This window comes from Streptomyces tibetensis, assembly GCF_040647715.1.
Classification (GTDB): domain Bacteria; phylum Actinomycetota; class Actinomycetes; order Streptomycetales; family Streptomycetaceae; genus Streptomyces; species Streptomyces tibetensis_A.
The window spans coordinates 318,152-340,457 of sequence record NZ_JBEZCR010000004.1; the positions used below are offsets into that span (position 1 = coordinate 318,152).

Sequence of the window (22,306 nt, forward strand, 5' to 3'; positions counted from 1 at the left end):
AGTTCCCCGTACACCCGGGACGGTCATGCCCCCGGAAGGCTTGCGAGGATACCAATGTGCGCAGGCCCAACTGCCGCGCGAGGGCTGGCAGTAGCTCGGCCAGGGCGTACCCGGCCGGCTGCCCCCGCGGCTCAGCCTCCGCCGTCCAGATCCTCCCGCCGGCGAGAGACTTCCAGCGTGTGGCCGTCGAGCCGCATCTCGTACAGCTTGCCGCGGGCGTTCTCGAAGGGCCGGTGGAGGATCAGCATCAGCCGGCCGTCGAAGGTGTGGAAGAGCATGCCGTGGCCGCTGTCGTCGCGGACCAGCGGACGGCGTTGCTCCCACGGCCCGGCGAGGCTGCCCGATCGGTACACGGCGTAGGTCCGCGCATAGCCGCCGCTGACCGTGCCGTTCCGGCCGGCCTCGTTCTTCTCGTAGGTCGACCACAGCATGAGCAGGGAGCCGTCGGGGGCGCGGTACAGCTGGGGGCCGTCGGTGATGTGATCGCCCGCCGCGCGGGACAGGCCCGGTGCCAGCGGGACCGCCTGGGCGGGAGCACCGGAAGCGGCCGGTCCGCGTTGTGCAGCGTCGTGAACAGGTAGTACCTGCCGTCCCACGCGTGCACCTCCGGCGCCCACGCGCCGGCTGGCCCAGACGCCCTCCTGCCCGGCCGTCAGGAAGACCACCACTCCTGACCGCCCGGGACGGTCAGATCCCGCAGCCCGCGTGCGCCAGCGCCTGCTTCAGCAGCACCCCGTGCCCGCCCGGCATCTCGCTCTGCACTGCCTCCGAGACGGCGTCCTGCGGGCTGAACCACACCAGGTCGAGTGCGTCCTGCCGAGGTCGGCAGTCGCCCGTCACCGGCACGATGTAGGCGAGGGACACCGCGTGCTGGCGCGGGTCGTGGTACGGCGTGACGCCCTGCGTCGGGAAGTACTCCGCGACCGTGAACGGCTGGAGCGACGCCGGGACGCGCGGCAGCGCGACCGGGCCGAGGTCCTTCTCCAGGTGGCGCAGCAGGGCGTCGCGCACGCGCTCGTGGTGCAGCACGCGGCCGGATACCAGCGTCCGGCTGACCGTGCCGTCGGGCCCGATGCGCAGCAGCAGGCCGACACTGGTCACTTCGCCGCTGTCGTCGACGCGTACCGGGACGGCCTCGACGTACAGGATCGGCATGCGGGCACGTGTCATCTCCAGTTCGTCGGAGGACAGCCAGCCGGGCGTGGTTTCGGTCATGTCAGACATCGCTTGATCATACTTTCAGCCGTTCGGACTTCCTGGGTAGCCACTTCAGGGGAACTGTGACCGGCCCCACGCCTCTTCAATCGTCCTGGGGCCGCTCGTCCTGCAGCCGGTAGACCCGCAGGGCGTTGTCCCGCGCCGCCCAGCGGGCGATCCGCAGCGCGTCCGGCAGGGCCAGCTCGTCGGCGTCCACCCGCTCCTGGAGCAGCCCCGCGAGCCCCTGCCGGAACGCGAGCGCCCCGAGGTGGTGGAACTCGGGCACACCGTAGGCGTCGGAGCTGTACAGCAGCTTGCGGAACGGTGTGATCTCCAGGGCCTCCGCGAGGACCGCACCGGCCCGGGCGGGGCCGACGTGGTGGAGGGTGAGGCCGACGTCGAGGTACACCTGCTCGAAGACCGCCGCCAGGTAGGCGGCCTGCCGCTGGTAGGGCCAGCAGTGCAGGAGCAGCACGGGAACCGTTCCGGCGGTGAGGTGCAGCCAGTCCGTGAGGTGGGTGGGGTCGACGCGGTGCAGCCGGATGTCGTTGTCGCCGAACCCGGTGTGCAGCTGGAGCGGCAGACCGAGGTCGACGGCGGTCCACAGCAGGTGCCGTACGAGGACCGGGTCGTCGAGACGGCCTCCTCTGCCGAGCCAGGTGCGGGCCGCCTCGGTGACCTCCGCGTCCGACGGGCGGGCCGGGTCCAGGTCGAAACCGGTGCGGTAGGCCGCCACCGACTTCACGGCCACCACACCGGGCCGCCGCACGGCGTCCAGCGCGGCCGTGCGGAAGGCGTCCGCGTACGCCCCGGGTTCGACGCCCGCGGCCGCCACCGACTCCGCGACGCCCTCCAGCCGTACGATCTCGTACGACGTCCCGCCCGCGGCCTCGGCGATGTCCCGGGGCGTGGTGAGGCGGTCGGGGGCGTGGCCGGTGTCGACGCAGAAGACGTCCGTGCCCGTCGCGCGCAGGAAGCGGCGCTGCACCTCGCGCCAGCCCAGTTCCGAGCGGCGGGCCAGGTACTCGCCGGGGGGAGCGTGCCGGGGCAGGCCGAGCAGGGGAGCGCAGTGCCGGCGCACGGCCACGCCCGCGGGGCTGTCGAAGGGTGAGATGCCCGGCCAGGCCTCACCCTCCGTGAGGAGGGACTCGAAGGCGTCCCGGCCGAGGTCGGCCGTGACGGTGCCGTGGCAGTGGTGGTCGACCAGCCGTACGGAGTCGAGCGCCTCGCGGACCGCGGCCATGTCAGTACACCCAGCGGTAGGCCGCCGCCACCCGGTCGTCGTCCAGACCGGCGACGGACGTCACTTCTCCGAGGCGTACGGCGATCACCGCGTCGGCCAGGACCGGCCCGAGGGCCGCGCGCAGGGCTTCGTCCGCGCGGAACTCCTCGACGGCCCGCTCCAGCGACTCCGGCAGCCGTCGCACGCCCCGGCCCGCCGCCTCGGCCGCGCCCAGGTGGGCCGGGTCGCCAGTGGTCTCGTCGGGGAGGGCGGCGGACGAGGTCAGACCGTCCAGCCCGGCGGCGATCAGGGAGCCGATCGCGAGGTAGGGGTTGGCGGCCAGGTCGACGGGCTTGATCTCCAGGTTGGCGGCCCGGTCGCGCAGGCCCTCGGTGCCGGTGACGACGCGGAGCGCGGTCTCCCGGGTCTCGCGGCCCCAGGCGGTGAACACGCCGGCCCACTGGGAGGGCCTGAGCCGCAGGTAGCTGGCGGGGCTCGGGGCGGTGACGGCCGTGAGGGCGGGCAGGTGGGCGAGGATGCCGGCCGTGAACGACTCCGCCTCGTCCGTCATGCCGTACCGCCCCGGGCCGCCGGAGTGCAGGTTGATCCCGTCGCGCCAGGCGGAGAGGTGGACGTGCCCGCCGTTCCCGACGCCCCGGCCCACGACGGCCGGGGCGAAGGACACCCTCAGCCCGTGCCGCCCCGCCACCGCTCTCACGGTCTGCCGGACCAGCACACTGAGGTCGGCCGCCGCCACCGGATCGACGGCACCCACCGAGATCTCGAACTGCCCGGCCGCGTACTCGGGATGGATCTGCTCGACCTCGACCCCCTGGGCCGCGCACGCCGCCAGCAGGTCGGCGGTGCAGTCACCGAGCTCGACCTGCCGGGTCGCCCCGTACGCCGGTCCCGTCGTCGCGGGCACGAACGCGTCGTCGGCTGCGTCGCCCCGGGCCACCGTCCACTCGACCTCGACGGCCGCCTTGAAGGTGAGGCCGTGCCGCTCGGCCGCCTCGGTGACGATCCGGCGCAGGAACGTGCGGGTGCAGCCAGGGTGGCGCTCGCCGTCCTGGGTGATGCGGTCGACCGGCGCCCAGGCCCAGCCGGGCTGCCCGGCCAGGACGACGAGCCGGTCCAGATCCGGGTACAGGCGCAGGTCGCCGTCGGGGGAGCCGAGGACGTCGGTGGTGACGACGGAGTCGTTCGCCAGGAACGTGTCGAACACCGGCGACATGCCGACACCCCAGGCCGCGGCGGAGGGGAGCCGGGCCGTGGGGACGGTCTTCACCCGGCCGATGCCCGCGGTGTCGACGTAGGCCAGCACCACACCGTGCACACCCCGGCCGGCGAGCTCGCCGCTCAGCGCGGTGGCCCGCTCGACGTCGCCGGGACGGCCGCCGGGCACGGGATCGGCCAGGGTGGTCATGCGTCCTCCCGCGGTTCACCGGACTTCTGCGACGAGGCGGCACCGTCAGGGCTTGACGGCCACCGCACCGTACTGCGGTACCACGACGGCCGAGCCGGGCTCGGCACGCCACTGCCCGCAGGACACCATTCCGGGTGCGAGCAGCTCCAGGTCCTCGAAGAACGTGGCGATGTCCGCGCCGCTGCGGGCCGTGATCGGGGGAGTGGCGTTCTCGTTCCAGAACTTCATGGCCGGGATCTGGCCCGCGCCGCCCAGCTCGTCGTCGAAGGTCGGGTGGGTGAGGACAAGGAAGCTGCCGGAGGGCATCGCGGCCATCACCCGGCGCACGATGTCCCGGGCCTTGTCGACGTCCAGGACGAAGTTGAGGATGCCCAGCATCATCACGGCGACGGGTTCGGTGAGGTCGAGGGTGTGTCCGGCCCGTTCGACGATGGCGTCCGGGTCGTGCACGTCGGCGTCGATGTAGGCGGTGACGCCGTCGGGGGTACCGGTGAGCAGGGTGCGGGCGTGCACCAGCACGATCGGGTCGTTGTCGACGTAGACGACGCGCGATTCGGGCGCGAGCCGCTGGGCGATCTCGTGGGTGTTGTCCGCCGTGGGCAGTCCCGTGCCGACGTCGAGGAACTGCCGCACTCCCCGCTCACCGGCGAGGAAGGACACGGCCCGGCCGAGGAAGTCCCGGTCCGCCCGGGCGATGTCCCGGATGATCGGGAACATGCCGGCGACGTGCTCGCCGACCCGCTGGTCGACCTCGTAGTTGTCCTTGCCGCCGATCCAGTAGTTCCACACGCGCGCGTTGTGCGCCACACCGGTGTTCAGCGTCGTGGACCCTCCCGAAGGGGTGTGGCCATCACTCACGACTCGTCCTCTCCTCGCACGCACGACCCAAGCCGGTCATCGCCGTCATTGTGCCGCTCCGTTGATCAGCTGTCCCGGGAATCGGCGCAGCGGTAAGGGCGGTTGGCGCCGGAAAGGAGCTTCCGGGTGTGCGGGACGGCCTAGGTGGGGCTCGCGGCGGGCGACTTGCCGGCCAGGACGTCCTCGAGGCGCTGGGTGCCCTGTTGCGCCGCCTGCTTCATGGAGTCGTCCTCGCCCCCGTCGAGCCCGCCCGCCGTGACGGTGATCGCGTCGTCGCCGACCCGTACGGCGGCGACGTCCAGGGTCAGTGTGGCGTCGTTGCCGTCGACCGACCCCTGCACCGTCACGCGCAGGCCCTGCCGGGCGTCGCCCACCTTGGGCACCGAGGTCTCGACGACCTGGACGGTGCGCTTGTCCTTGCCGTCGGTCACGGTGAACTGGTCGCACTTCTGAGGCAGGGTCGCCATCCAGTTCAGGGAGTCCTGCGGATCGGTCCGGTCGTAGGAGGCGACCTGGTACAGCAGGCGGGAGTCGCCCTGCTCGAAGCCCCGCAACTCGGACGCGCCCGATGGCTTGCCCAGCAGATCGTCGTCGTACAGGGAGTCGATGAGCCGCTGGCAGTCGGATGCCTGGGCCTTGCCGGACACGAAGTCGGACACGTCGACCGTGCCGATGAGGAGGCTGTCGTGCCAGTTCTCGGCCTCCGTGTCCTTGACCTGCGTCCAGTCGTCCTCGATGTCCGCCTCGGTGATCAGCGCGGTGCGTGCGCCGTCCGTGGAGAGGGTGGCGGTGGGGGAGGGCGTCTGGCGCATCTCGGCGACCTGGGACGCGGTGACACCGGAGACGCGTGAGCCGTCCGTGCCGCCGTCGTCCGAGCAGGCGGCGGTGGAGAGCAGCGTGCCCGCCGCCAGGGAAGAGGAGAGAACACGGATGAGCCTGGACGGACGACGGGTCATCGGGAGTGCCTCCTGAGAACGTGACGCGTGCCCTCAGCGCACCACCTCCCCCTGTGGCCCACCACCGGCGTCGGACCGTTCGGGTGAGCGCCGGCCGCCGCTGGGTCCACCTGCAGGGCCCTGGCGCCAGGGCCGGCGAGCGCTGTTCAATGAAGCTGCACAGTGTGCACCGTCTTCCCGAGCAGAGGAGCCGCCCGTGTCCCCCGCCGTCGTGCCGCCGGTCGGCGCGCGCATCCGGCAGGCGCGCCTGGAGCGCGGGACGAGCCTGCGCGCGCTGGCCCGGGAGATCGGGGTGTCGGCGAGTCTCGTGTCGCAGATCGAGACCGGCAAGAGCCAGCCGTCCGTCAGCACGCTGTACGCGATCACCACGACGCTGGGGATCTCCGTGGAGTCGCTCTTCGACGCCCGGGATGAGGCCGCGCCGATCCCGCCCGCCACGCTCCGGCCCGCGATCCCGCCCGCCACGCTCCGGACCGCGGGGCCGCCCGGCGCGTCCCCCGCCACCGTGCCGCTCACCCTCGCGGCCCTCGCCGCCGAGCCTGGCCGGCGGATCGGGCCGCTGGTCGCCGCGGGCGGGCGCGAGACGCTGGAGCTGGACTCGGGGGTGGTGTGGGAGCGGCTCGGGCGGGTCCCGGGCGCGGAGACCGACTTCCTGCTGGTGACGTACCGGCCCGGGGGTTCGTCCTCCGGCTCGGGAGCGCTGATGCGGCACCCCGGCACCGAGTACGGCTATCTGACCTCCGGCGAGCTGATCCTCACCCTCGCCTTCGAGGAGTACACACTGCGACCGGGCGACTCCGTCTGCTTCGAGTCGACGACTCCCCACCGCTACCGCAACGATGGAGAGGTACCCGCGGTGGGCGTCTGGTTCGTGTCCGGCGATGTTCAGTGACGCTTGACACCCGCCGCACACGGGCGTTCACTCCGAAGTGGGGGTGGTCGCCATGGCGATCCGCACATACGGCCCCAACGCCGTCGACTGGGAAGAGCGCATCGACCCGGACCGGCTGCGTGGACAGCGGCTGGCCCGGCTGCACGCATCCCTGAACCGCTCCGAGCTGGGCGCCGTGCTCAGCTTCGACTTCGCCAACATCCGCTACATGACGGCCACCCACATCGGCACCTGGGCGATGGACAAGCTGATCCGCTTCGCCCTCCTGGTGCGCGACGGCGAACCCGTCGTCTGGGACTTCGGCTCCGCCGCCCGCCACCACCAGCTGTACAACCCGTGGCTCGACCACAGCGACGGCGAGGGCGGCCCGCCCACGGGCGCCCGGGCCGGCATCTCCACCCTGCGCGGCGCCTTCCACCCGGACGCCGGGATCGCCGAGGACGTGGCCGCCAAGATCGCCGCCGAGCTGCGGGCCCATGGTCTGGCGGGCGAGCCGCTCGGCGTCGACGTCGCCGAGATGCCCGTCCTCACCGCGCTGCGCGCCGAGGGCATCGACGTCGTCGACGGGCAGCAGGTCTTCCTGGAGGCCCGCCGCATCAAGACCGGCGACGAGATCGCCCTGCTCGCCCAGGCGTGTTCCATGGTCGACGCGGCCTACGAGGAGCTGTACGGGTACCTGCGCCCGGGGGTGCGCGAGAACGAGTGCGTCGGCGTGGTCAGCAAGGTGCTGTACGACCTCGGCAGCGAGTACGTCGAGGGCGTCAACGCCATCTCGGGTGAACGCTGTTCGCCGCATCCGCACGTCTACAGCGACCGGTTGATCCGCCCCGGCGACCCGGCCTTCTTCGATATCCTGCACAGCCACCTCGGCTACCGCACCTGCTACTACCGCACGTTCGCGGTGGGCAGCGCGTCGCCGGCGCAGCGGGACGCCTACGTGCGCTGCCGGGCGTACATGGACGAGGCGATCGCCCTGGTCCGGCCGGGCGCCACCACCGCCGACGTCGTGCGGGTCTGGCCGCGCGCGGAGGAGTTCGGCTTCGCCGACGAGACCGCCGCCTTCGCCCTCCAGTACGGCCACGGCGTCGGCCTGTCGATCTGGGAGAAGCCGATCTTCAGCCGGCTGGTCTCCCTCGACCACCCCGAAGTCCTCCAAGAGGGCATGGTGTTCGCCCTGGAGACGTACTGGCCGGCCGCCGACGGCTGGTCCGCCGCCCGGATCGAGGAGGAACTGGTCGTCACCGCCGAGGGCTGCGAGGTCATCACCAAGTTCCCCGCCGAGGAACTGCTGGTGGCCGGGCGCAAGTACTGGACGGTGGGCGGCGAACTGAACACCCGCCGCGAGGCGCAGTCCCACCTCAACACAGGGGACCGCACGCGGGCGGACACCGTGGAGCGCTCATACGCGCACACCGGGCACGGCCCGCGGTCGACCCACCGGGACCGCTGATGGACGCCACCGCGCTCCTCGACCGGTACGAGCGGATGAACGTCATCCGCCGGACGGAGAAGGCCGCCCACGACCTGTTCCTGCGGGGACTGGTGAAGGGCACCACGCACCTCGCCGCCGGGCAGGAGGCGATCGCCGTGGGCGCGAGCGCCGCCCTGCGCCCGGACGACTACGTGTTCGCCACCTACAGAGGCCACCACCACGCCCTCGCCCGGGGAGCCACACCCGAGGAGTGCCTCGCCGAGCTGATGAGCCGTGCCACCGGGCTGTGCCGGGCCAAGGGCGGATCCATGCACCTGACCAAGGCGGCGACCGGCATGCTCGGCTCGTACGCCATCGTCGGCGCACACCTCCCGATGGCGGTGGGCGCCGCCTGGTCGGCCCGGCTGCGGGGCACCGAGCAGCTCGCGGTCGCCTTCTTCGGCGACGGCGCGACCAACATCGGCGCCTTCCACGAGTCGCTCAACCTGGCCGCCGTGTGGAAGCTGCCGGTGCTGTTCGTGTGCGAGAACAACCTGTACATGGAGTACACGCCGATCGCCGACGTCACCGCCGTGCCCCGCCCCGCCGCCGACCGGGCCCCCGCCCACGGCATCCCGGGCGAGGTCGTCGACGGCAACGACGTCGTCGCGGTCGAGGAAGCGGTGGGGCGGCTCGCAGGACGGGCCCGGGCCGGGGACGGGCCCGCCGTGCTGGAGGCCGAGACCTACCGCCACTTCGGGCACAGTCGTGCCGACCCGGCGACCTACCGTCCGGCCGAGGAGGTCGAACGCTGGCTGAAACACGACCCGTTGGACCTCGCGCGGGGGCGCCTGGCCGAACTGGGGGTGGGGGAGGAGACGGTCGCCGGGGCCGACGGGCGGGCCCGGGACGTGGTGGAGCGGGCCGTGGCGGCGGCGAAGGCCGCGCCGCCGCCCGATCCGCGTGAGGCACTGACCGACGTGTGGGCGGACGGAGGTGCCGCATGGCGGACGTGATCACCTACCGGGACGCCGTCGCCGAGGGCATCGCCCGGGAGATGCGGCGCGACGCGTCGGTGGTGTGCCTCGGGGAGGACATCGGTGCGGCCGGAGGCGTGTTCAAGACGACCACGGGGCTGCTGGAGGAGTTCGGGCCCGAGCGCGTGTGGGACACGCCCATCTCCGAACAGGCCATCGTGGGCGCGGCGATGGGCGCCGCCATGACCGGGATGCGGCCCGTCGCGGAGGTCATGTTCTCCGACTTCCTGGCCTGCTGCTGGGACTACCTCGCCAACGAAATCCCCAAGGTCCGCTACATGACCGGCGGCCAGGTGACCGTGCCCCTCGTCGTGCGCACCGCCAACGGCGGCGGACTCGGCTTCGGCGCGCAGCACTCCCAGGCCACCGAGAACTGGGCCCTGGCCGTCCCGGGGCTGAAGGTCGCAGCGCCGGCGACACCCGCCGACGTCACCGGCATGCTGGCGGCCGCGGTCCGCAGCGACGACCCGGTGGTCTTCTTCGAGCACAAGGGACTGCTCGCGACCAAGGGCCCGCCGCCCCCGCCCGATCACGTCGTCGAGCTGGGCCGGGCCGCGGTCGTCCGCGAGGGTGGCGACGTCACGCTCGTCGCGCTGGCCTCCATGGTCCCCCTGGCCCTGAAGGCCGCCGACATCCTGGCAGGGGAGGGCATCGAGGCCGAAGTGGTCGACCTGCGCTGCCTCGTCCCGCTCGACGCCGCGACCGTCCTCGCCTCGCTGGGTAAAACCTCCCGGCTCGTCACCGTCGAGGAGAACCCGTACCAGGGCGGCTGGGGCGCAACCGTCGTCTCGGTCGTCGCCGACGAGGGATTCGGACTGCTGGACGCGCCGGTGCGGAGGGTGGCGGGGGAGTGCGTCCCGCTGCCGTTCGCGGACGCGCTGGAGGAACAGGTCATCCCCACCGTCGACAAGATCGTCACGGAGGTGCGCCGGCTCGCCGCGTACTGAGCCGCCCACCCGCACCGAACAGCCCATGGGAGGAAGCGAGATGACCACCAGGACACTGCTGCGCTCCGGCCACGTGATCTCGATGGACCCGGACATCGGGGACCTGCCCCAGGGGGACGTCCTCGTCGAGGACGGCAGGATCGCGGCCGTCGAACCCGACATCAGCGCCGACGCCGAAGTCCTCGACCTGAGCGGCCACATCGTGATCCCCGGCTTCGTCGACACCCACCGCCACACCTGGGAGGCACCCATCCGGGGCGTCGCCCCCGACGCCACCCTCGACGACTACTTCGTCGACATCCTCGACACCTTCGCCCCTCTCTACACCCCGCAGGACGTGTACGCCGGCAACCTCGCGGGCGCGTTGGAGTGCCTCAACGCCGGCATCACCACACTCGTCGACTGGTCGCACATCAACAACACCCCCGAGCACCCGGACGCGGCGATCCAGGGCCTGCGCGAGTCCGGCATCCGGGCGCAGTACGCGTACGGCAGCGCCAACACCTCCCTCGCCGAGTACTGGTTCGAGAGCACGATCGCGATCCCCGCGGACGACGTGCGGCGGATCCGGTCGACGCACTTCGCGTCCGACGACGGTCTGCTGACCATGGGCCTCGCCACCCGCGGCCCCGGATTCTGCGTCGACGAGGTCGTCACCGCCGAGTGGGCCATGGCGCGCGAGCTGGGCCTGCCGATCACCGTGCACGTGGCCATGGGGCGCCTCGCCGGCCGCTTCGGCATGGTGAAGCAGCTCCACGGCCTGGGGCTGCTCGGCCCGGACACCACCTACGTCCACAGCTGCCACCTCAGCGGGGAGGAGTGGCAGATGGTCGCCGAAAGCGGCGGCACGATCTCGGTCGCGCCGCAGGTGGAGCTCCAGATGGGGCACGGCTGGCCGCCCGTGATGCAGGCCATCGAGTACGGCCTGCGCCCCGCGCTCAGCATCGACGTCGTCACCACCGTGCCGGGCGACATGTTCACCCAGATCCGCGCGGCCTTCGCCGCCGAACGCGCCCGCGTCAACGCCGACTGCTGGCAGGCCAACATGCCCGTGCCCGGCACCATGCTGACAGCGCGTCAGATGCTGGAGGCCGCCACCGTGAACGGCGCACATGTCGCCGGTCTCGAGGGCCGTACCGGCTCCCTGACGCCCGGCAAGCGCGCCGACATCGTCGCGATCGACGCCACCGCCCCCAACGTCGCCCCGGTGCACGACGCGGTGGCGGCGGTGACCCTGTGCGCCGACGTCTCCAACGTGGACACCGTCCTCGTCGACGGCGTGATCCACAAGCGCGACGGCCGGCTCCTCGGTGACACCGCCCGCGCCCTGCGGCTCGTCGGCGAGTCCCGCGACCGGCTCCTCGCGGCGAAGGAGGCCAAGGGAGCGAAGGCTCCGGCATGACCGGTCACCTGGTGCGGCACGCCGCCGACCTGCCCGAGGCGCCCTTCGACGGCCAGGGGCACCGGCGCCGGGCACTGGTCGGCGAGGACGACGGAAGCGTCCACACCGGCTTCGGGCTGTGCGAACTGCTCCCGGACGGCCGGCTGCCCGCTCATGTGCACTCGTACGAAGAGAGCTTCCACCTCCTCGACGGCTCCGTGATCCTCGACCTGCCCGAGGGGTCGTACCTGCTGGAGAAGGGCGACTACGGCCTGCTGCCGACCGGGGTCCCGCACGCCTGGCGCGGGGCCGGGGGCACCGGCGGCCGCTGGGCGGACATGCTGGCCCCGGTGCCGCGCGCCCGCTACGGGCACGACACCCTGGCCGTGCCGGACCTGCCCGCGCGCGAGCCGGTCCGGGTCGACGTGCGCGACCCGCGTACCCGCGGTTTCGGCCGGTTCGAGCCCGGCCAGCTGGATCCCGGCAGGCAGTCCCAGGAGCTGCTGGCCGCCACGGCGAGCATGCGGACCGCGCTGCTGGTCTACAGCGGGATCACGGTGAAGATGATGATCGACGGCGATCTGGGCGCGGTCGCCTCGACGATGTTCATGGTGCAGTACGCGTCCGACGGGGTCATCGGTACCCACGACCACCCCTTCGAGGAGACGTATCTGATCCGGGAGGGCGTCGCGGAGGCCACCCTCGACGGCGAGCGGTACCGGCTGGAGCCCGGCGACGTCGCCTGGGCGGGTGCCGGGTGCGTGCACGGGTTCGTCAACGCCGGGCACGGCCCGCTGCGCTGGCTGGAGACCCAGGCGCCGCAACCGCCGTCACGGAACTCGTACCGGTTCACGCGGGACTGGGACTACCTGCGCGCGGCACTGGAGGAGAAGTCATGAGCAGTGTGCTCGTCGTCGGCGGCACGTCCGGGATCGGGCTCGAGTTCGCCCGGACGCGCGCCGGAAACGGAGACGACGTGGTTCTCACCGGCCGCGACACCCAGCGGGCCGAAGCGGTCGCGAAGGAGTTCGGCGCCCGCGGGCTCGCCCTCGACCTGGCACGGCCGCTGGAGATCGCGGCGGCCCTGGCCGGTATGGGGCGCGTCGACCATCTGGTGATCGCGGGCGTCCGTCGGGACGACAACAAGGTCACCGACTACGACATCGACGCCGCGCTGAATCTGGTCACCCTCAAACTCGTCGGGTACACGGAGGTCGTGCACACGCTGCGCGGCCGCCTCCACGACGACAGCGCCATCGTGCTGTTCGGCGGCCAGGCCAAGGAACGCCCCTACCCGGGTGCGACGACGGTGGCGACGGTCAACGCGGGGGTGCGGGGCCTGATGAACTCCCTCGCCGTCGAGCTCGCTCCCGTCCGGGTCAACGCCGTGCATCCCGGTGTCGTGGGCGACAGCCCGTACTGGCAGGCCAAGCCGGAGAAGGTGCTGGCCACCCTGCGCACCGAGACACCCACGGGGCGGCTCGCCGAGATGGCGGACGTGGTGGACGCGGTGGACTTCCTGCTGCGCAACCGGGCGGTCAACGCCGTCGAACTGACGGTGGACGGAGGGTGGTTGCTGGGGTGAGCAGCTGGTCGGCAGAAGGGACAGCCGACGGCCGGCCGTACGGGGGGACAGGGGCTGGCCGGAGGAGAGGGCGAGGGGCAGGCCGGCCGGAAGAGCGCGCGAGGACCCGGCCCCACGGGCGTGCTGGGGGCCGTCCTGAAGGACGGGCCGGAGGCAGGCCGGAAGGAAGGGCGGCTGTTCCGAGGTGGTCGGCCCGTCGGTGCGCCGGTCAGACGGGGCGCCGGTCAGTCGGTGCGCAGTGCGTCCTGTGCCACCTGCTGGTCCACCGCCGCCCGCACCAGTGCGGCGGCGAGGACCGCCGGGTCGGTGTTCCCGGCCAGTTCGGTGAGGCGCTTCGGATCCCGGGGCAGGTGTAGCCGCTCGGCGCCCTGGAGGGCCTTGGCGTCCAGGTACGGGGCCGCCTCCGGCCAGACGCCCTGCGCCTCACGCAGAAAGATGTCGGCACCGGCCGGCCCGATTCCGGGGAACTCCCGGAGGAGGCGGCGCAGTTCGAGGATCTCGCCGTCCGCCTCCCGGCGCAGCCGCCGCAGGTCGCCGCCCCACCGCCGGGTCAGCAGCTCGGCGGCGTCACCGAGCTGGGTGGCCGTACGTTCGTCGTAGCGCCGGTACCCGCCACGACCCAGCGCGTCGACCCGTTCCTGCCAGGAGGCCCGTGCCATGCGCCGCGGGTCGCGCAGCCCCGCCTCGTGCAGCGCACGGGCGGTGGCCAGCGCGATCGAAGCGCGGATGCGGGCACTGAGCAGATGGGACAGCACCAGCAGCCGGTACAGCGGCTGGGGCGTGTCCTTCAGCCCGATGCCCGCCTCCTCGGCGTACGTCCGGCCGTGCGCGCGGACGAGTTCCCGCACGACGCGCTCCGGACGGTCCACGGACTAGCCCTTCAGCGGGTCGTGCCCGACGGTCATCAGCCGGTGCCTGCGGCGGGTGTCCTCGGCCGTCACCTCGGGCTCCGGCTCGTTCTCGAGGTCCACCTCGGCGGTGACCTTGTCCACGACCTTCCGCATCACGCGCAGGTCGTCCTCGGTCAGATCGGTGCGCCGCTTCTGCAGGATGGCCAGGACGTGCTGCCCGGTGGCCGGGCCCGCCTGGTCGGGCAGCGGCTCGGTGGCCTCGTCGGCGTCGCGGACCCGCAGCCACGCCGCGAGCTCCTGCGAGGTCATGTTCACCACGCGGTGGAAGTCCTCCCACAGCGCGTCGAGTTCGAGGGCGTCGGTCATCGCCTGCCCCTTTCCGTACGTGGGTGTTCTGCGCCGGTCCGCCCGCGCGTCAGCGGGGGAAGTTCTCGGCGTCGAACATCCACCGCTGCTTCTCGAGCTCCGCGGTGATGCCGATCAGCAGGTCCTGGGTGACCGGGTCCGCCTTCTCGGTCGCGTCGATGCGCTCGCGCAGCCGGCCGACAGCCTCCTGCAGCGCATCCACCATCACCTGCACGGCGTCCGAGTCGCGCACCCAGCCCTCCTGCGGGGCGGGCAGCGTGAAGGCCTTGGCGACGGTCTCCGGCCGGCCGTCCGGCGGGACGCCCAGCGCCGCGGACCGCTCCGCGACCGTGTCGGCGAAGTCCCGGGCCGCCGTGACCACCTCGTCGAGCTGGAGGTGGATGGACCGGAACCGTGGTCCGACGATGTTCCAGTGCGCCTGCTTCCCGACCAGCGAGAGCCCGAGCAGATCCACCAAGGTGTCCTGGAGTGCCTCGCAGGCGACCTTGCGGGCGTCGTCGGGCAGGGTGCTCCTCACAGTCGTCATAGGGCGCTTCTCCTCTTCGCGTCGTTCCTGGTCGTCCGGAGCGGTGCGTCGCGCTCCTCCTCGCCGGTGCCGCCCCACACGCCCGCGGCCTGGCCGCTGCTCAGCGCGGAGTGCAGGCGCTGCTCGGTCACGGGGCAGCGCGCACGGACCCGCTTCGCGGCGCTCACGTCGCGCAACGCGGGACCGGCGGTGCCGACGGGAAAGAACAGCTCGGGGTCCTCGTCCACGCAGGCGGCGCTCCGCAACCACTCCATGAACGCGCGGGTGCCCCCGACGCATCGGTGCAAACGCGACGCATGGGCGTCGCCCGACCTGCGGTACGACTGCGGAGTACCCCCCGGAGCCGCAGAATCTTCACAGGAGGCGGCGCCAAGGTCTATAGTTCGAAACTAGCAGTGCTAATTAATGCGCGTTGATGCGCGGTGTGAGGAGCCCTACGTGCGTCCCGTCCACTTCGCGGCAGCCCGCCGCACCCCCATCGGCAAGCTGCGGGGAGCCCTCTCCACGGTCCGCCCCGACGACCTCGCCGCGACCGTGGTCCGCGCCCTGGTCACCGGCGTGCCCGCGCTGGACCCGGCCCGCATCGACGACGTCTACTGGGGCGCCGCCAACCAGGCGGGCGAGGACAACCGCAACGTCGCCCGCATGGCCGCGCTGCTCGCCGGCCTCCCCGACTCCGTGCCCGGCGCCACCGTCAACCGCCTCTGCGCGTCGGGTCTGGAAGCCGTGACCACGGCCGCCCGCACCATCGCCGCGGGCGAGGCCGACATCGTGATCGCGGGCGGCTCCGAGTCGATGAGCCGCGCCCCGTTCGTCCTGCCCCGCCCCGACGAGGCCCTTCCGCACCGTATGGAGACCGCCGACACCCGTCTCGGCTGGCGCCTGGTCAACCCGGCGATGCGCGAGCTGCACGGTCTGCTGGCCATGGGGGAGACGGCCGAGGAGGTCGCCGCCCGGTACGGCATCCCGCGCGAACGCCAGGACGACTTCGCCCTGCGCAGCCACCAGCGCGCCGCCCTGGCCCGCAAGAACGGCCACTTCGACGACGAACTCCTCCCCGTCGAGCGCCCCGACGGCGTGGTCGTCGACACCGACGAATGCGTCCGCGAGGACACCTCGTACGAGAAGCTGTCCCGGCTCAAGCCGGTCTTCCGCGACGGCGGCACGGTCACCGCGGGCAACGCCTCACCGATGAACGACGGCGCCGCCGGTCTCCTCCTCGTGAGCGAGGACGCCCTGAACGACCTGGGCCTCACGTCCCTGGGCCGCTACGTCGCCGGCGCCTCCGCCGGTGTCCACCCCGACGTCATGGGCATCGGCCCGGTCCCCGCCACCCGCAAGGTGCTGGCCCGCTCCGGCTGGAGCGTCGGGGACCTGGAGGAGGCCGAGTTCAACGAGGCCTTCGCCGCGCAGGCACTGGCCTGCGTCGATCAGCTCGGCATCGACCCCGAGCTGGTCAACCCCAGCGGCGGCGCCATCGCGCTGGGCCACCCGCTGGGCTGCTCCGGAGCCCGCATCCTGACGACGCTGCTGCACCGGATGCGGCGCACGGGAGCGGGGCGGGGACTGGCCACGATGTGCGTCGGGGTGGGCCAGGGCAGCGCGATGCTCGTAGAACGGCCCTAGCGAACCCGGCCCCCGGCCCACCAGGCGAGACAGCGCTTACGAGCACCGGTTCGTTGCACATAGCATCAGTGTTCGCATGAACACCATGACCCTCTGGCACATCACCGGCTGGGAGTTCGCCACCCTCGCCTGCGCGGCCCTGCTCGTCGGCTTCTCGAAGACCGCCGTGAGCGGGGCCAACACCGTCAGCCTCGCCATCTTCGCGGCGGTGCTGCCCGCCCGCGCCTCCACCGGCGTCCTGCTGCCCATCCTGATCGCCGGCGATCTCCTGGCCGTCGCCACCTACCGGCGGCACGCCCACTGGCCCACGCTGTGGCGGCTGTTCCCGGCGGTCGCCGCGGGCGTCGTCGTCGGCACGGTGTTCCTGCTCTGGGCGGACGACGCGATCGTACGGACCTCCATCGGCGCGATCCTGCTGCTGATGGCCGCCGTGACGGTGTGGCGCCGCCGTACGGCCGACAAGGAGCAGGAGCCGGAGTCGGTCACCACCAGGTCGGGCCGCCTCAAGGCCCGCTCCTACGGCGTCCTCGGCGGTTTCACCACCATGGTCGCCAACGCCGGCGGCCCCGTGATGTCGATGTACCTGCTCTCCGCGGGGTTCCGCAAGCTCGGCTTCCTCGGCACCTCGGCCTTCTTCTTCCTGATCGTCAACGTCTCCAAGCTGCCCTTCAGCGCGGGCCTCGGCCTGATCGACGGCCACTCGCTCCTCCTCGACCTGGCGCTCGTGGCGTTCGTCGTTCCCGGCGCGCTGTTCGGCAAGTGGGCCGTGCACCGGATCAACCAGCGGCTGTTCGAGCGGCTCGTCATCGCCGCGACGATCGTGGGGGGTCTGCAGCTACTGCTGCGCTGACTCCCGCAGCAGCGCAGGGAGGTCCGCGAAGGAGTCGATCACGTGGTCCGGCGTGCCGTCGGCGGCCCGCAGCGTCTCCTCCTGGAACTTCCCGGTCCGCACGAGCACGCCGGTGAGACCGGCCCGCTGCGCCGCCAGCACGTCGGACTCGACGTCGTCGCCGACCATCAGCGCCTGCTCCGCGCCGATGCCCATCCGGGCGAGCGCCGAGTCGAAGAACGCCCGCGCGGGCTTGCCGGTGATCTCGGCCTCCACCCGCGCGGCCCGCTCCAGCCCGGCCAGGAACGCCCCGGAGTCCAGCCGCAGCCCCTCGGCCGTGCGCCAGTACAGGTTGCGGTGCATCGCCACCAGCCGGGCCCCACGCTGCAGATGCCCGAAGGCCCGGTCGAGCGCCGCGTAGCCGAACTCGGGGCCGGCACCGCCGACCAGCACGACATCGGGAACGCTGCCGGTTTCGCCGCCCGCCTCGACGACGGTGACACCGTCCAGGTCCTCCGCGATGTCACCGCTGTTCAGCAGCGTGCATCGGGCACCGGGGCAGTGCTCGGCGAGGTACGCGGCGGTGGCGGCGGGCGCCGTCAGGATGTCCTCGGAGGACACCGGGAACCCCGCCTCGGCCAGCGTCCCGGCGATCGACGCCCTGGTACGCGAGGTGGTGTTGGTGACCAGCAGGACGCCGAGCCCGGCCTCCCGGATCTCCTGCAACGCCTCGACGGCTCCGGGCAACGGTCGCCACGAGACGGTGAGCACCCCGTCGATGTCCACGAGCACGGCACGCACGGACCCCATGGCAGGACGATAGCGACGGGGGGCCGGGGGCGCCGCTCGAACCGGTCGCGCAGTCGCAGGCGCAATCCGGCCAGGCCGACCGACCACCGTCCCGCTGCCGCTCCCTGCCGGCACCCGCCCCGGCCCGCGCCGCACCGGGCCTCTACGCTCGACGCCGTGTCCCCTCATGTCCTGATCCTCGGCGGTACGACCGAGGCCCGCGCCCTGGCCGCGGCGCTGTCCAACCGCCCCGGCGTCCGCGTCACGACCTCCCTCGCGGGGCGGGTCGCCCGGCCGGGGGCGCTCGACGGGGAGGTGCGCGTCGGGGGCTTCGGCGGGGCCCGGGGGCTGGCCGGCTGGCTGCGGGAGGAAGGCGTGGACGCGCTCGTCGACGCCACACACCCCTTCGCCGAGTCGATCACGGCCAACGCGGCCCGCGCCGCTGCCGAGACCGGCGTCCCCGCCGTGGTGCTGCGTCGCCCCGGGTGGCGCCCCGGCCCCGGGGACCACTGGCTCCCGGTCCCCTCACTGGACGCCGCAGCGGACCTGCTCCCGACCCTGGGCAGCAGGGTGTTCCTCACCACCGGGCGTCTCGGCCTGGCCTCCTTCGCCCACCTTTCACGCCTCCACTTCGTCGTGCGCTCGGTGGATCCCCCCGAGCCGCCGCTGCCGCCCGACACCCATGTACTGCTCGCCCGCGGCCCGTTCACCGTCCCCGGGGAGACCGCCCTGCTCCGCGAGCACCGCATCGACGTCATGGTGACCAAGGACAGCGGGGGAGCAGCCACAGCGGCCAAGCTGACAGCGGCCCGGGACCTCGGCCTCCCGGTCGTGGTCGTAGTGCGGCCGCCCCTGCCGGACGGGGTGACGGCCGTACCCGATGTGGAGGGCGTGCTGGGGCGGCTGGGGCTCGGGCAGGGCCTCGCACCGAACCCACCGTGAGGGATCTCTCGGCGTTCCGCACCGCGATCGTCAGCGCCTGCGTGAAGAGGCGGATGTCGCTGCGCCGGCACGCACACGTACAGGGGCTCCAGCCACGAGCTCGGGCTACGGGCGCATGCCGGAACGCCCGCAGGAGCACCCGGAGCCGGCCCGTCGGTCCCGTCAGTCGCGGGGGTGCCGGCGCAGCAGATACGTGTCCATGATCCAGCCCTTGCGTTCACGGGCCTCGGCCCGCAACCGCTCGATGCGGGGCGCCGCCTCGGCGATGGGGCCGGAGACGAGGATCTCGTCCGGAGTGCCGATGTAGGCGCCCCAGTAGATGTCGACGTCCTCCTGCGCGTACTGCCGGAAGGTCTGATGGGCGTCGAGCATCACCACGACGTCGTCCACGCCCTCCGGGAAGCCCTCCGCCAACCGCCGGCCGGTGGTGATCTGCACGGGCCGGGCCACGCGGTTGAGGCCCGTGCGGTGGCGGGCGACGAGCGCCGAGACGCTGCTGATGCCGGGCACGACGTCGTACTCGAACGCCACGGCGCCCCGCGCCAGCACCTCCTCCAGGATCCCCAGCGTGCTGTCGTACAGCGACGGGTCGCCCCACACCAGGAACGCGCCGGTCTGCTCCTCGCCGAGCTCCTCGGCGATCAGCCGCTCGTAGATGTCGGCACGGGCGCGGCGCCAGTCCCCGACGGCGGGGGAGTAGGCCGAACCGCCGGCGCTCCGGTCCCGCTCCGGGTCCCGCGCCTCGACCACGCGGTACGTCCCCTCGGGCACGTGCGCGTCGAGCATGTCCCGGCGGAGCCCGGTGAGGTCCGCCTTCACCTCGCCCTTCTCCAGGATGAAGAACACGTCCGTGCTCCGCAGCGCCCTGACCGCCTGGAGGGTGAGCTGGTCGGGGTCGCCCGCGCCGATACCGATGACATGAATCTTTCGCACGCCCCGAGTCTGCCGCACGGGGGTGAGGCGGCCTTCACCGCGGTCGGATCACCGGACCTCGGCTCAGCGCCCGGCCGCCCGTCCCCGGCCCCCGGCTCACCGCCTGGCCGCCCGTCCCCGGACCTCGTCTCAGCGCCCGGGAACCTCGCCCCGCAGCCGGGGCGCTCGCGCACCCGCGTCCTCCACGGCTCGGCCCTCCCGCTCCACCTCCCCGGCCAGCTCCCGCGCCCACGCCGCCACGCTCGCGACGTCGATCCCGTGCGGCAGCGCCTGCCCGGCCTCGGACACCCACGCCTCGGCCGCTCCCGCCCCGCGACGCAGCAGCCGGGCCCCGCCCGTCAGGTTGCCCCGGGCCGCGTGCGTGAGCCCCACGGCGAGCTGGGCGAGTCCGCGCCACAGCTCGCGCTCCTGGTCGGGTCCCGACTTCCACGCGTCCTCGAAGACCTCGTGCGCGTGGAACGGCTTGCCCTCGTCCAGCAGCCGCTGCGCCTCCGCGACGGTCTCCTCGGGGGTGCGGACGACGCCCTCGGGCTGCCGGGGCACACCGTAGGTGCCGTACGGCAGGGGCCGTCCGAGTCCGTCCCGGGGCCGGGCGTTGCGCGCCCGCCCCTCACCGTCACGGTCCCGCGTGCCGCTCGGCCGGCCCGAGCCGGTCTCTCCTGTGCTGCCCATAGGCCGATTGTCCCGCCCAGCCCGTTTTTCGGTGTGGCCAGGGGTGTGGGGTAAGGTGCTGTTCGCGCGATCACGCGGCTCAACCGCGGGTGGCGCGCACCGGGACGTGGCGCAGCTTGGTAGCGCACTTGACTGGGGGTCAAGGGGTCGCAGGTTCAAATCCTGTCGTCCCGACAGTTCGATGGGCTGTCATCGTAGGTCAGGGCCTTGAATCACTTCGGTGAGACAAGGCCCTTGATCGTTTCTCGGGGTCGCGTCTCACCCTTCCCCGCCAACGTGGACTGACGCGCTGTGTACGCGCGCTCATGGCGGCACCCGACCACCTCGACATCGGGCCACGGGCTTCCTTCCGCCTGATCCTGGGCCCTGGTACGGGGCTCCCCGGCCGGTCGGTGGGCGATTCGATGCGTTATGTCCTTGATGTTGCTTTAAGTGGTCTTTAGTGTTCGCCGGAGGGAAACGCTGCGAGGCCCGAGGCCCGTGCCATCGTCCGGAAACGAGGTGTGGAGCGGTGCACGCGAGGTGCGACTGCCGGCCCGTTTCGGGTCGGAAGGTGCGTCCCAAAGGGGCGCGATGGTTGCGGGCGCTCGCCGTACTGCCGTTGCTGGCGTCGGGGCTTGCGGCTTGTGGCAGCGACGAAGGCTCCGGTACGCCCACCCTCAACTGGTACAACTTTCCTGACGACTCCGGCGCGCTCCAGAAGGCGGCCGACCGGTGCGGCCAGGCGTCGGGCGGCCGCTACCGGATCAGCTACAACAAGCTCCCGCGTGCCGCGGACGGCCAGCGCCAGCAGCTCGTCCGCAGACTCGCCGCCGAGGACGACTCGCTCGACATCCTGGGCCTGGACGTCACCTGGGCGGCGGAGTTCGCCGAGGCGCGCTGGATCCGGGAATGGACGGGGACGGCGAGGCGGCAGGCCGTGAAGGGCACCCTGCGCGTACCGCTGCAGACCTCGACCTGGAAGGGCAAGCTGTACGCCGTCCCGTACAACACCAACACCCAGCTCCTGTGGTACCGCAAGGACCTGGTGCCCACCCCGCCCACAACCTGGGCCGAGATGCTGGACATGGCCGATGCCCTCGCCCGGCAGGGCAAACCGCACTTCGTGGAGATCCAGGGCGCCCAGTACGAAGGCCTGACCGCCTGGTTCAACACCCTGATCAACAGCGCCGGCGGCTCCATCCTCAACGCGAGCGCGACAGAGCCTTCCCTCGGTCCTCCTGCTGTGCGGGCCGCAGGAGTCATGCGCGATCTGGCGAAGTCCCCGGCCGCGGACCCCTCCCTGCCCAACCAGATGGAGGACCAGAACCGCCTCGCCATGGAGTCGGGGGTGGCGGCGTTCGAGCTCAACTACCCGTTCGTCTATCCGTCGATGAAGGCGAACAACCCCGCGCTGTTCAAGAACTTCCGCTGGGCGCCGTACCCTCGGGTCGACGCGAACCGCCCGGCCCGGCCCACCATCGGCGGCATCGATCTGGCGGTGAGCGCCTACTCGCGCCACCCGGACCTGGCCTTCGAGGCGGCACTGTGCCTGCGCAACCGGGAGAACCAGCTCACCGCCGCGCTCGAGGGCGGACTGCCGCCCACTCTGCGCGCCCTGTACGACGAGCCCGCGTTCATGAAGGCATACCCCTTCTCCGCGGACGTGCTGGCCGCCCTGGAAGCGGCGAGCGTGCGCCCGATCACCCCGGTCTACCAGAACGTGTCGATCGCGGTCTCCCACACGCTGTCTCCGCCGTCCGGGATCAAACCGGTGAGCTCGGTCGACACCATCGGCGGACAGATCGACGATGCCCTGCGATCCGAGGGTGTGATCCCGTGAACCACCACCTCCCGCACCACTTCGCCGCCCGGCGCCAC

23 protein-coding genes, 1 tRNA gene and 1 pseudogene are annotated in these 22,306 nt (G+C 72.5%); 12 read left to right on the forward strand and 13 right to left on the reverse strand.

The window, feature by feature from the left end; translation table 11 throughout:
- Positions 1-131: 131 nt before the first annotated feature.
- From AB0B29_RS13070 to AB0B29_RS13095, 6 genes and pseudogenes are all read right to left on the reverse strand, one after another.
- Positions 132-668 (reverse strand): annotated as a pseudogene (locus AB0B29_RS13070) (hypothetical protein); the annotation flags it as partial.
- A 19-nt stretch (positions 669-687) separates the two neighbouring features.
- The gene (locus tag AB0B29_RS13075; RefSeq protein WP_362237926.1) at positions 688-1,224 is read right to left on the reverse strand and encodes an NUDIX hydrolase family protein; all 537 of its coding nucleotides are present in this window, start codon (positions 1,222-1,224) and stop codon (positions 688-690) included.
- 76 nt (positions 1,225-1,300) lie between these two features.
- Entirely contained in the window at positions 1,301-2,440 is a 1,140-nt protein-coding gene (locus AB0B29_RS13080) for an amidohydrolase family protein (protein ID WP_362237929.1), read from the reverse strand.
- Position 2,441: 1 nt separating this feature from the next.
- Positions 2,442-3,845 carry a glutamine synthetase family protein gene (locus AB0B29_RS13085; protein ID WP_362237931.1) on the reverse strand — a complete coding sequence of 468 codons (1,404 nt, stop codon included), beginning with the start codon at positions 3,843-3,845 and terminating at the stop codon, positions 2,442-2,444.
- 45 nt (positions 3,846-3,890) lie between these two features.
- Entirely contained in the window at positions 3,891-4,703 is an 813-nt protein-coding gene (locus AB0B29_RS13090) for an SAM-dependent methyltransferase (protein ID WP_362237934.1), read from the reverse strand.
- A 140-nt stretch (positions 4,704-4,843) separates the two neighbouring features.
- Complete coding sequence (locus tag AB0B29_RS13095) at positions 4,844-5,659, reverse strand: hypothetical protein (protein ID WP_362237937.1); 816 nt, start codon at positions 5,657-5,659, stop codon at positions 4,844-4,846.
- Between the two features lie 196 nt (positions 5,660-5,855).
- Here AB0B29_RS13095 and AB0B29_RS13100 point away from each other — a divergent pair, with 196 nt between their 5' ends.
- Genes AB0B29_RS13100 through AB0B29_RS13130 form a run of 7 tightly spaced genes read left to right on the forward strand, consistent with a single transcriptional unit; the run spans position 5,856 to position 12,912 of the window.
- The gene (locus AB0B29_RS13100; RefSeq protein ID WP_362237939.1) at positions 5,856-6,551 is read left to right on the forward strand and encodes a helix-turn-helix domain-containing protein; all 696 of its coding nucleotides are present in this window, start codon (positions 5,856-5,858) and stop codon (positions 6,549-6,551) included.
- A gap of 52 nt (positions 6,552-6,603) precedes the next feature.
- Complete coding sequence (locus AB0B29_RS13105) at positions 6,604-8,001, forward strand: M24 family metallopeptidase (protein WP_362237941.1); 1,398 nt, start codon at positions 6,604-6,606, stop codon at positions 7,999-8,001.
- The gene (locus AB0B29_RS13110; RefSeq protein WP_362237943.1) at positions 8,001-8,978 is read left to right on the forward strand and encodes a thiamine pyrophosphate-dependent dehydrogenase E1 component subunit alpha; all 978 of its coding nucleotides are present in this window, start codon (positions 8,001-8,003) and stop codon (positions 8,976-8,978) included. The genes AB0B29_RS13105 and AB0B29_RS13110 overlap by 1 nt, the downstream gene beginning before the upstream one ends.
- Positions 8,966-9,946, forward strand: coding sequence for an alpha-ketoacid dehydrogenase subunit beta (locus AB0B29_RS13115; RefSeq protein WP_362237946.1), 981 nt, complete (start codon positions 8,966-8,968; stop codon positions 9,944-9,946). The genes AB0B29_RS13110 and AB0B29_RS13115 overlap by 13 nt, the downstream gene beginning before the upstream one ends.
- A 40-nt stretch (positions 9,947-9,986) precedes the next feature.
- On the forward strand, positions 9,987-11,348 hold the full coding sequence (locus AB0B29_RS13120; protein ID WP_362237948.1) for an amidohydrolase family protein: 1,362 nt from the start codon (positions 9,987-9,989) through the stop codon (positions 11,346-11,348).
- A complete protein-coding gene (locus AB0B29_RS13125; RefSeq protein WP_362237951.1) occupies positions 11,345-12,226 on the forward strand; it encodes a cupin domain-containing protein in 882 nt (293 codons plus the stop codon). The genes AB0B29_RS13120 and AB0B29_RS13125 overlap by 4 nt, the downstream gene beginning before the upstream one ends.
- Complete coding sequence (locus tag AB0B29_RS13130; RefSeq protein WP_362237953.1) at positions 12,223-12,912, forward strand: SDR family oxidoreductase; 690 nt, start codon at positions 12,223-12,225, stop codon at positions 12,910-12,912. The genes AB0B29_RS13125 and AB0B29_RS13130 overlap by 4 nt, the downstream gene beginning before the upstream one ends.
- Positions 12,913-13,136: 224 nt before the next feature.
- Here the strand turns inward: AB0B29_RS13130 and AB0B29_RS13135 are convergent, their stop codons facing one another.
- Genes AB0B29_RS13135 through AB0B29_RS13150 form a run of 4 tightly spaced genes read right to left on the reverse strand, consistent with a single transcriptional unit; the run spans position 13,137 to position 14,909 of the window.
- Positions 13,137-13,781, reverse strand: a complete 645-nt coding sequence (locus AB0B29_RS13135) for an endonuclease (RefSeq protein WP_362237956.1) — start codon at positions 13,779-13,781, stop codon at positions 13,137-13,139.
- Positions 13,782-13,784: 3 nt separating this feature from the next.
- Positions 13,785-14,129: a DUF3140 domain-containing protein gene (locus AB0B29_RS13140; RefSeq protein WP_362237958.1), complete on the reverse strand. Its 345-nt coding sequence runs from the start codon at positions 14,127-14,129 to the stop codon at positions 13,785-13,787.
- Between the two features lie 49 nt (positions 14,130-14,178).
- A complete protein-coding gene (locus AB0B29_RS13145; protein ID WP_362237961.1) occupies positions 14,179-14,655 on the reverse strand; it encodes a Dps family protein in 477 nt (158 codons plus the stop codon).
- A complete protein-coding gene (locus AB0B29_RS13150) occupies positions 14,652-14,909 on the reverse strand; it encodes a WhiB family transcriptional regulator (RefSeq protein WP_362237964.1) in 258 nt (85 codons plus the stop codon). The genes AB0B29_RS13145 and AB0B29_RS13150 overlap by 4 nt, the downstream gene beginning before the upstream one ends.
- A gap of 184 nt (positions 14,910-15,093) precedes the next feature.
- On the opposite strand from AB0B29_RS13150, the gene AB0B29_RS13155 reads away from it, so the two are divergent.
- On the forward strand, positions 15,094-16,281 hold the full coding sequence (locus AB0B29_RS13155; protein WP_362237966.1) for a thiolase family protein: 1,188 nt from the start codon (positions 15,094-15,096) through the stop codon (positions 16,279-16,281).
- 76 nt (positions 16,282-16,357) lie between these two features.
- Positions 16,358-17,131 (forward strand): sulfite exporter TauE/SafE family protein, encoded by a 774-nt coding sequence (locus AB0B29_RS13160; RefSeq protein WP_362237969.1) that lies wholly within the window; start codon positions 16,358-16,360, stop codon positions 17,129-17,131.
- Here the strand turns inward: AB0B29_RS13160 and AB0B29_RS13165 are convergent.
- The gene (locus AB0B29_RS13165) at positions 17,117-17,920 is read right to left on the reverse strand and encodes an HAD-IIA family hydrolase (protein WP_362237971.1); all 804 of its coding nucleotides are present in this window, start codon (positions 17,918-17,920) and stop codon (positions 17,117-17,119) included. The genes AB0B29_RS13160 and AB0B29_RS13165 overlap by 15 nt on opposite strands.
- Positions 17,921-18,076: 156 nt before the next feature.
- Here AB0B29_RS13165 and AB0B29_RS13170 point away from each other — a divergent pair, with 156 nt between their 5' ends.
- Positions 18,077-18,841, forward strand: coding sequence for a cobalt-precorrin-6A reductase (locus AB0B29_RS13170; RefSeq protein ID WP_362237973.1), 765 nt, complete (start codon positions 18,077-18,079; stop codon positions 18,839-18,841).
- A gap of 162 nt (positions 18,842-19,003) precedes the next feature.
- Here AB0B29_RS13170 and cobF read toward each other — a convergent pair whose 3' ends face one another.
- Positions 19,004-19,774, reverse strand: a complete 771-nt coding sequence (cobF, locus tag AB0B29_RS13175) for a precorrin-6A synthase (deacetylating) (protein WP_362237975.1) — start codon at positions 19,772-19,774, stop codon at positions 19,004-19,006.
- Positions 19,775-19,903: 129 nt separating this feature from the next.
- The gene (locus tag AB0B29_RS13180) at positions 19,904-20,446 is read right to left on the reverse strand and encodes a DUF309 domain-containing protein (RefSeq protein ID WP_362237978.1); all 543 of its coding nucleotides are present in this window, start codon (positions 20,444-20,446) and stop codon (positions 19,904-19,906) included.
- A gap of 100 nt (positions 20,447-20,546) precedes the next feature.
- Here AB0B29_RS13180 and AB0B29_RS13185 point away from each other — a divergent pair.
- Together AB0B29_RS13185 and AB0B29_RS13190 are read left to right on the forward strand one after the other, a co-directional pair.
- Positions 20,547-20,620, forward strand: a tRNA-Pro gene (locus AB0B29_RS13185).
- A gap of 403 nt (positions 20,621-21,023) precedes the next feature.
- Entirely contained in the window at positions 21,024-22,268 is a 1,245-nt protein-coding gene (locus AB0B29_RS13190; protein ID WP_362237980.1) for an ABC transporter substrate-binding protein, read from the forward strand.
- Positions 22,269-22,306: the final 38 nt, after the last annotated feature.

Excerpts from the sequence above, each read along its gene's own strand:
- AB0B29_RS13075 (WP_362237926.1), bottom strand. The coding sequence starts at position 1,224 with ATGTCTGACATGACCGAAACCACGCCCGGCTGGCTGTCCTCCGACGAA.
- AB0B29_RS13080 (WP_362237929.1), bottom strand. The coding sequence starts at position 2,440 with ATGGCCGCGGTCCGCGAGGCGCTCGACTCCGTACGGCTGGTCGACCAC.
- AB0B29_RS13085 (WP_362237931.1), bottom strand. The coding sequence starts at position 3,845 with ATGACCACCCTGGCCGATCCCGTGCCCGGCGGCCGTCCCGGCGACGTC.
- AB0B29_RS13095 (WP_362237937.1), bottom strand. The coding sequence starts at position 5,659 with ATGACCCGTCGTCCGTCCAGGCTCATCCGTGTTCTCTCCTCTTCCCTG.
- AB0B29_RS13105 (WP_362237941.1), top strand. The coding sequence starts at position 6,604 with ATGGCGATCCGCACATACGGCCCCAACGCCGTCGACTGGGAAGAGCGC.
- AB0B29_RS13110 (WP_362237943.1), top strand. The coding sequence starts at position 8,001 with ATGGACGCCACCGCGCTCCTCGACCGGTACGAGCGGATGAACGTCATC.
- AB0B29_RS13115 (WP_362237946.1), top strand. The coding sequence starts at position 8,966 with ATGGCGGACGTGATCACCTACCGGGACGCCGTCGCCGAGGGCATCGCC.
- AB0B29_RS13120 (WP_362237948.1), top strand. The coding sequence starts at position 9,987 with ATGACCACCAGGACACTGCTGCGCTCCGGCCACGTGATCTCGATGGAC.
- AB0B29_RS13125 (WP_362237951.1), top strand. The coding sequence starts at position 11,345 with ATGACCGGTCACCTGGTGCGGCACGCCGCCGACCTGCCCGAGGCGCCC.
- AB0B29_RS13130 (WP_362237953.1), top strand. The coding sequence starts at position 12,223 with ATGAGCAGTGTGCTCGTCGTCGGCGGCACGTCCGGGATCGGGCTCGAG.
- AB0B29_RS13140 (WP_362237958.1), bottom strand. The coding sequence starts at position 14,129 with ATGACCGACGCCCTCGAACTCGACGCGCTGTGGGAGGACTTCCACCGC.
- AB0B29_RS13145 (WP_362237961.1), bottom strand. The coding sequence starts at position 14,655 with ATGACGACTGTGAGGAGCACCCTGCCCGACGACGCCCGCAAGGTCGCC.
- AB0B29_RS13150 (WP_362237964.1), bottom strand. The coding sequence starts at position 14,909 with ATGGAGTGGTTGCGGAGCGCCGCCTGCGTGGACGAGGACCCCGAGCTG.
- AB0B29_RS13160 (WP_362237969.1), top strand. The coding sequence starts at position 16,358 with ATGAACACCATGACCCTCTGGCACATCACCGGCTGGGAGTTCGCCACC.
- AB0B29_RS13165 (WP_362237971.1), bottom strand. The coding sequence starts at position 17,920 with ATGGGGTCCGTGCGTGCCGTGCTCGTGGACATCGACGGGGTGCTCACC.
- AB0B29_RS13180 (WP_362237978.1), bottom strand. The coding sequence starts at position 20,446 with ATGGGCAGCACAGGAGAGACCGGCTCGGGCCGGCCGAGCGGCACGCGG.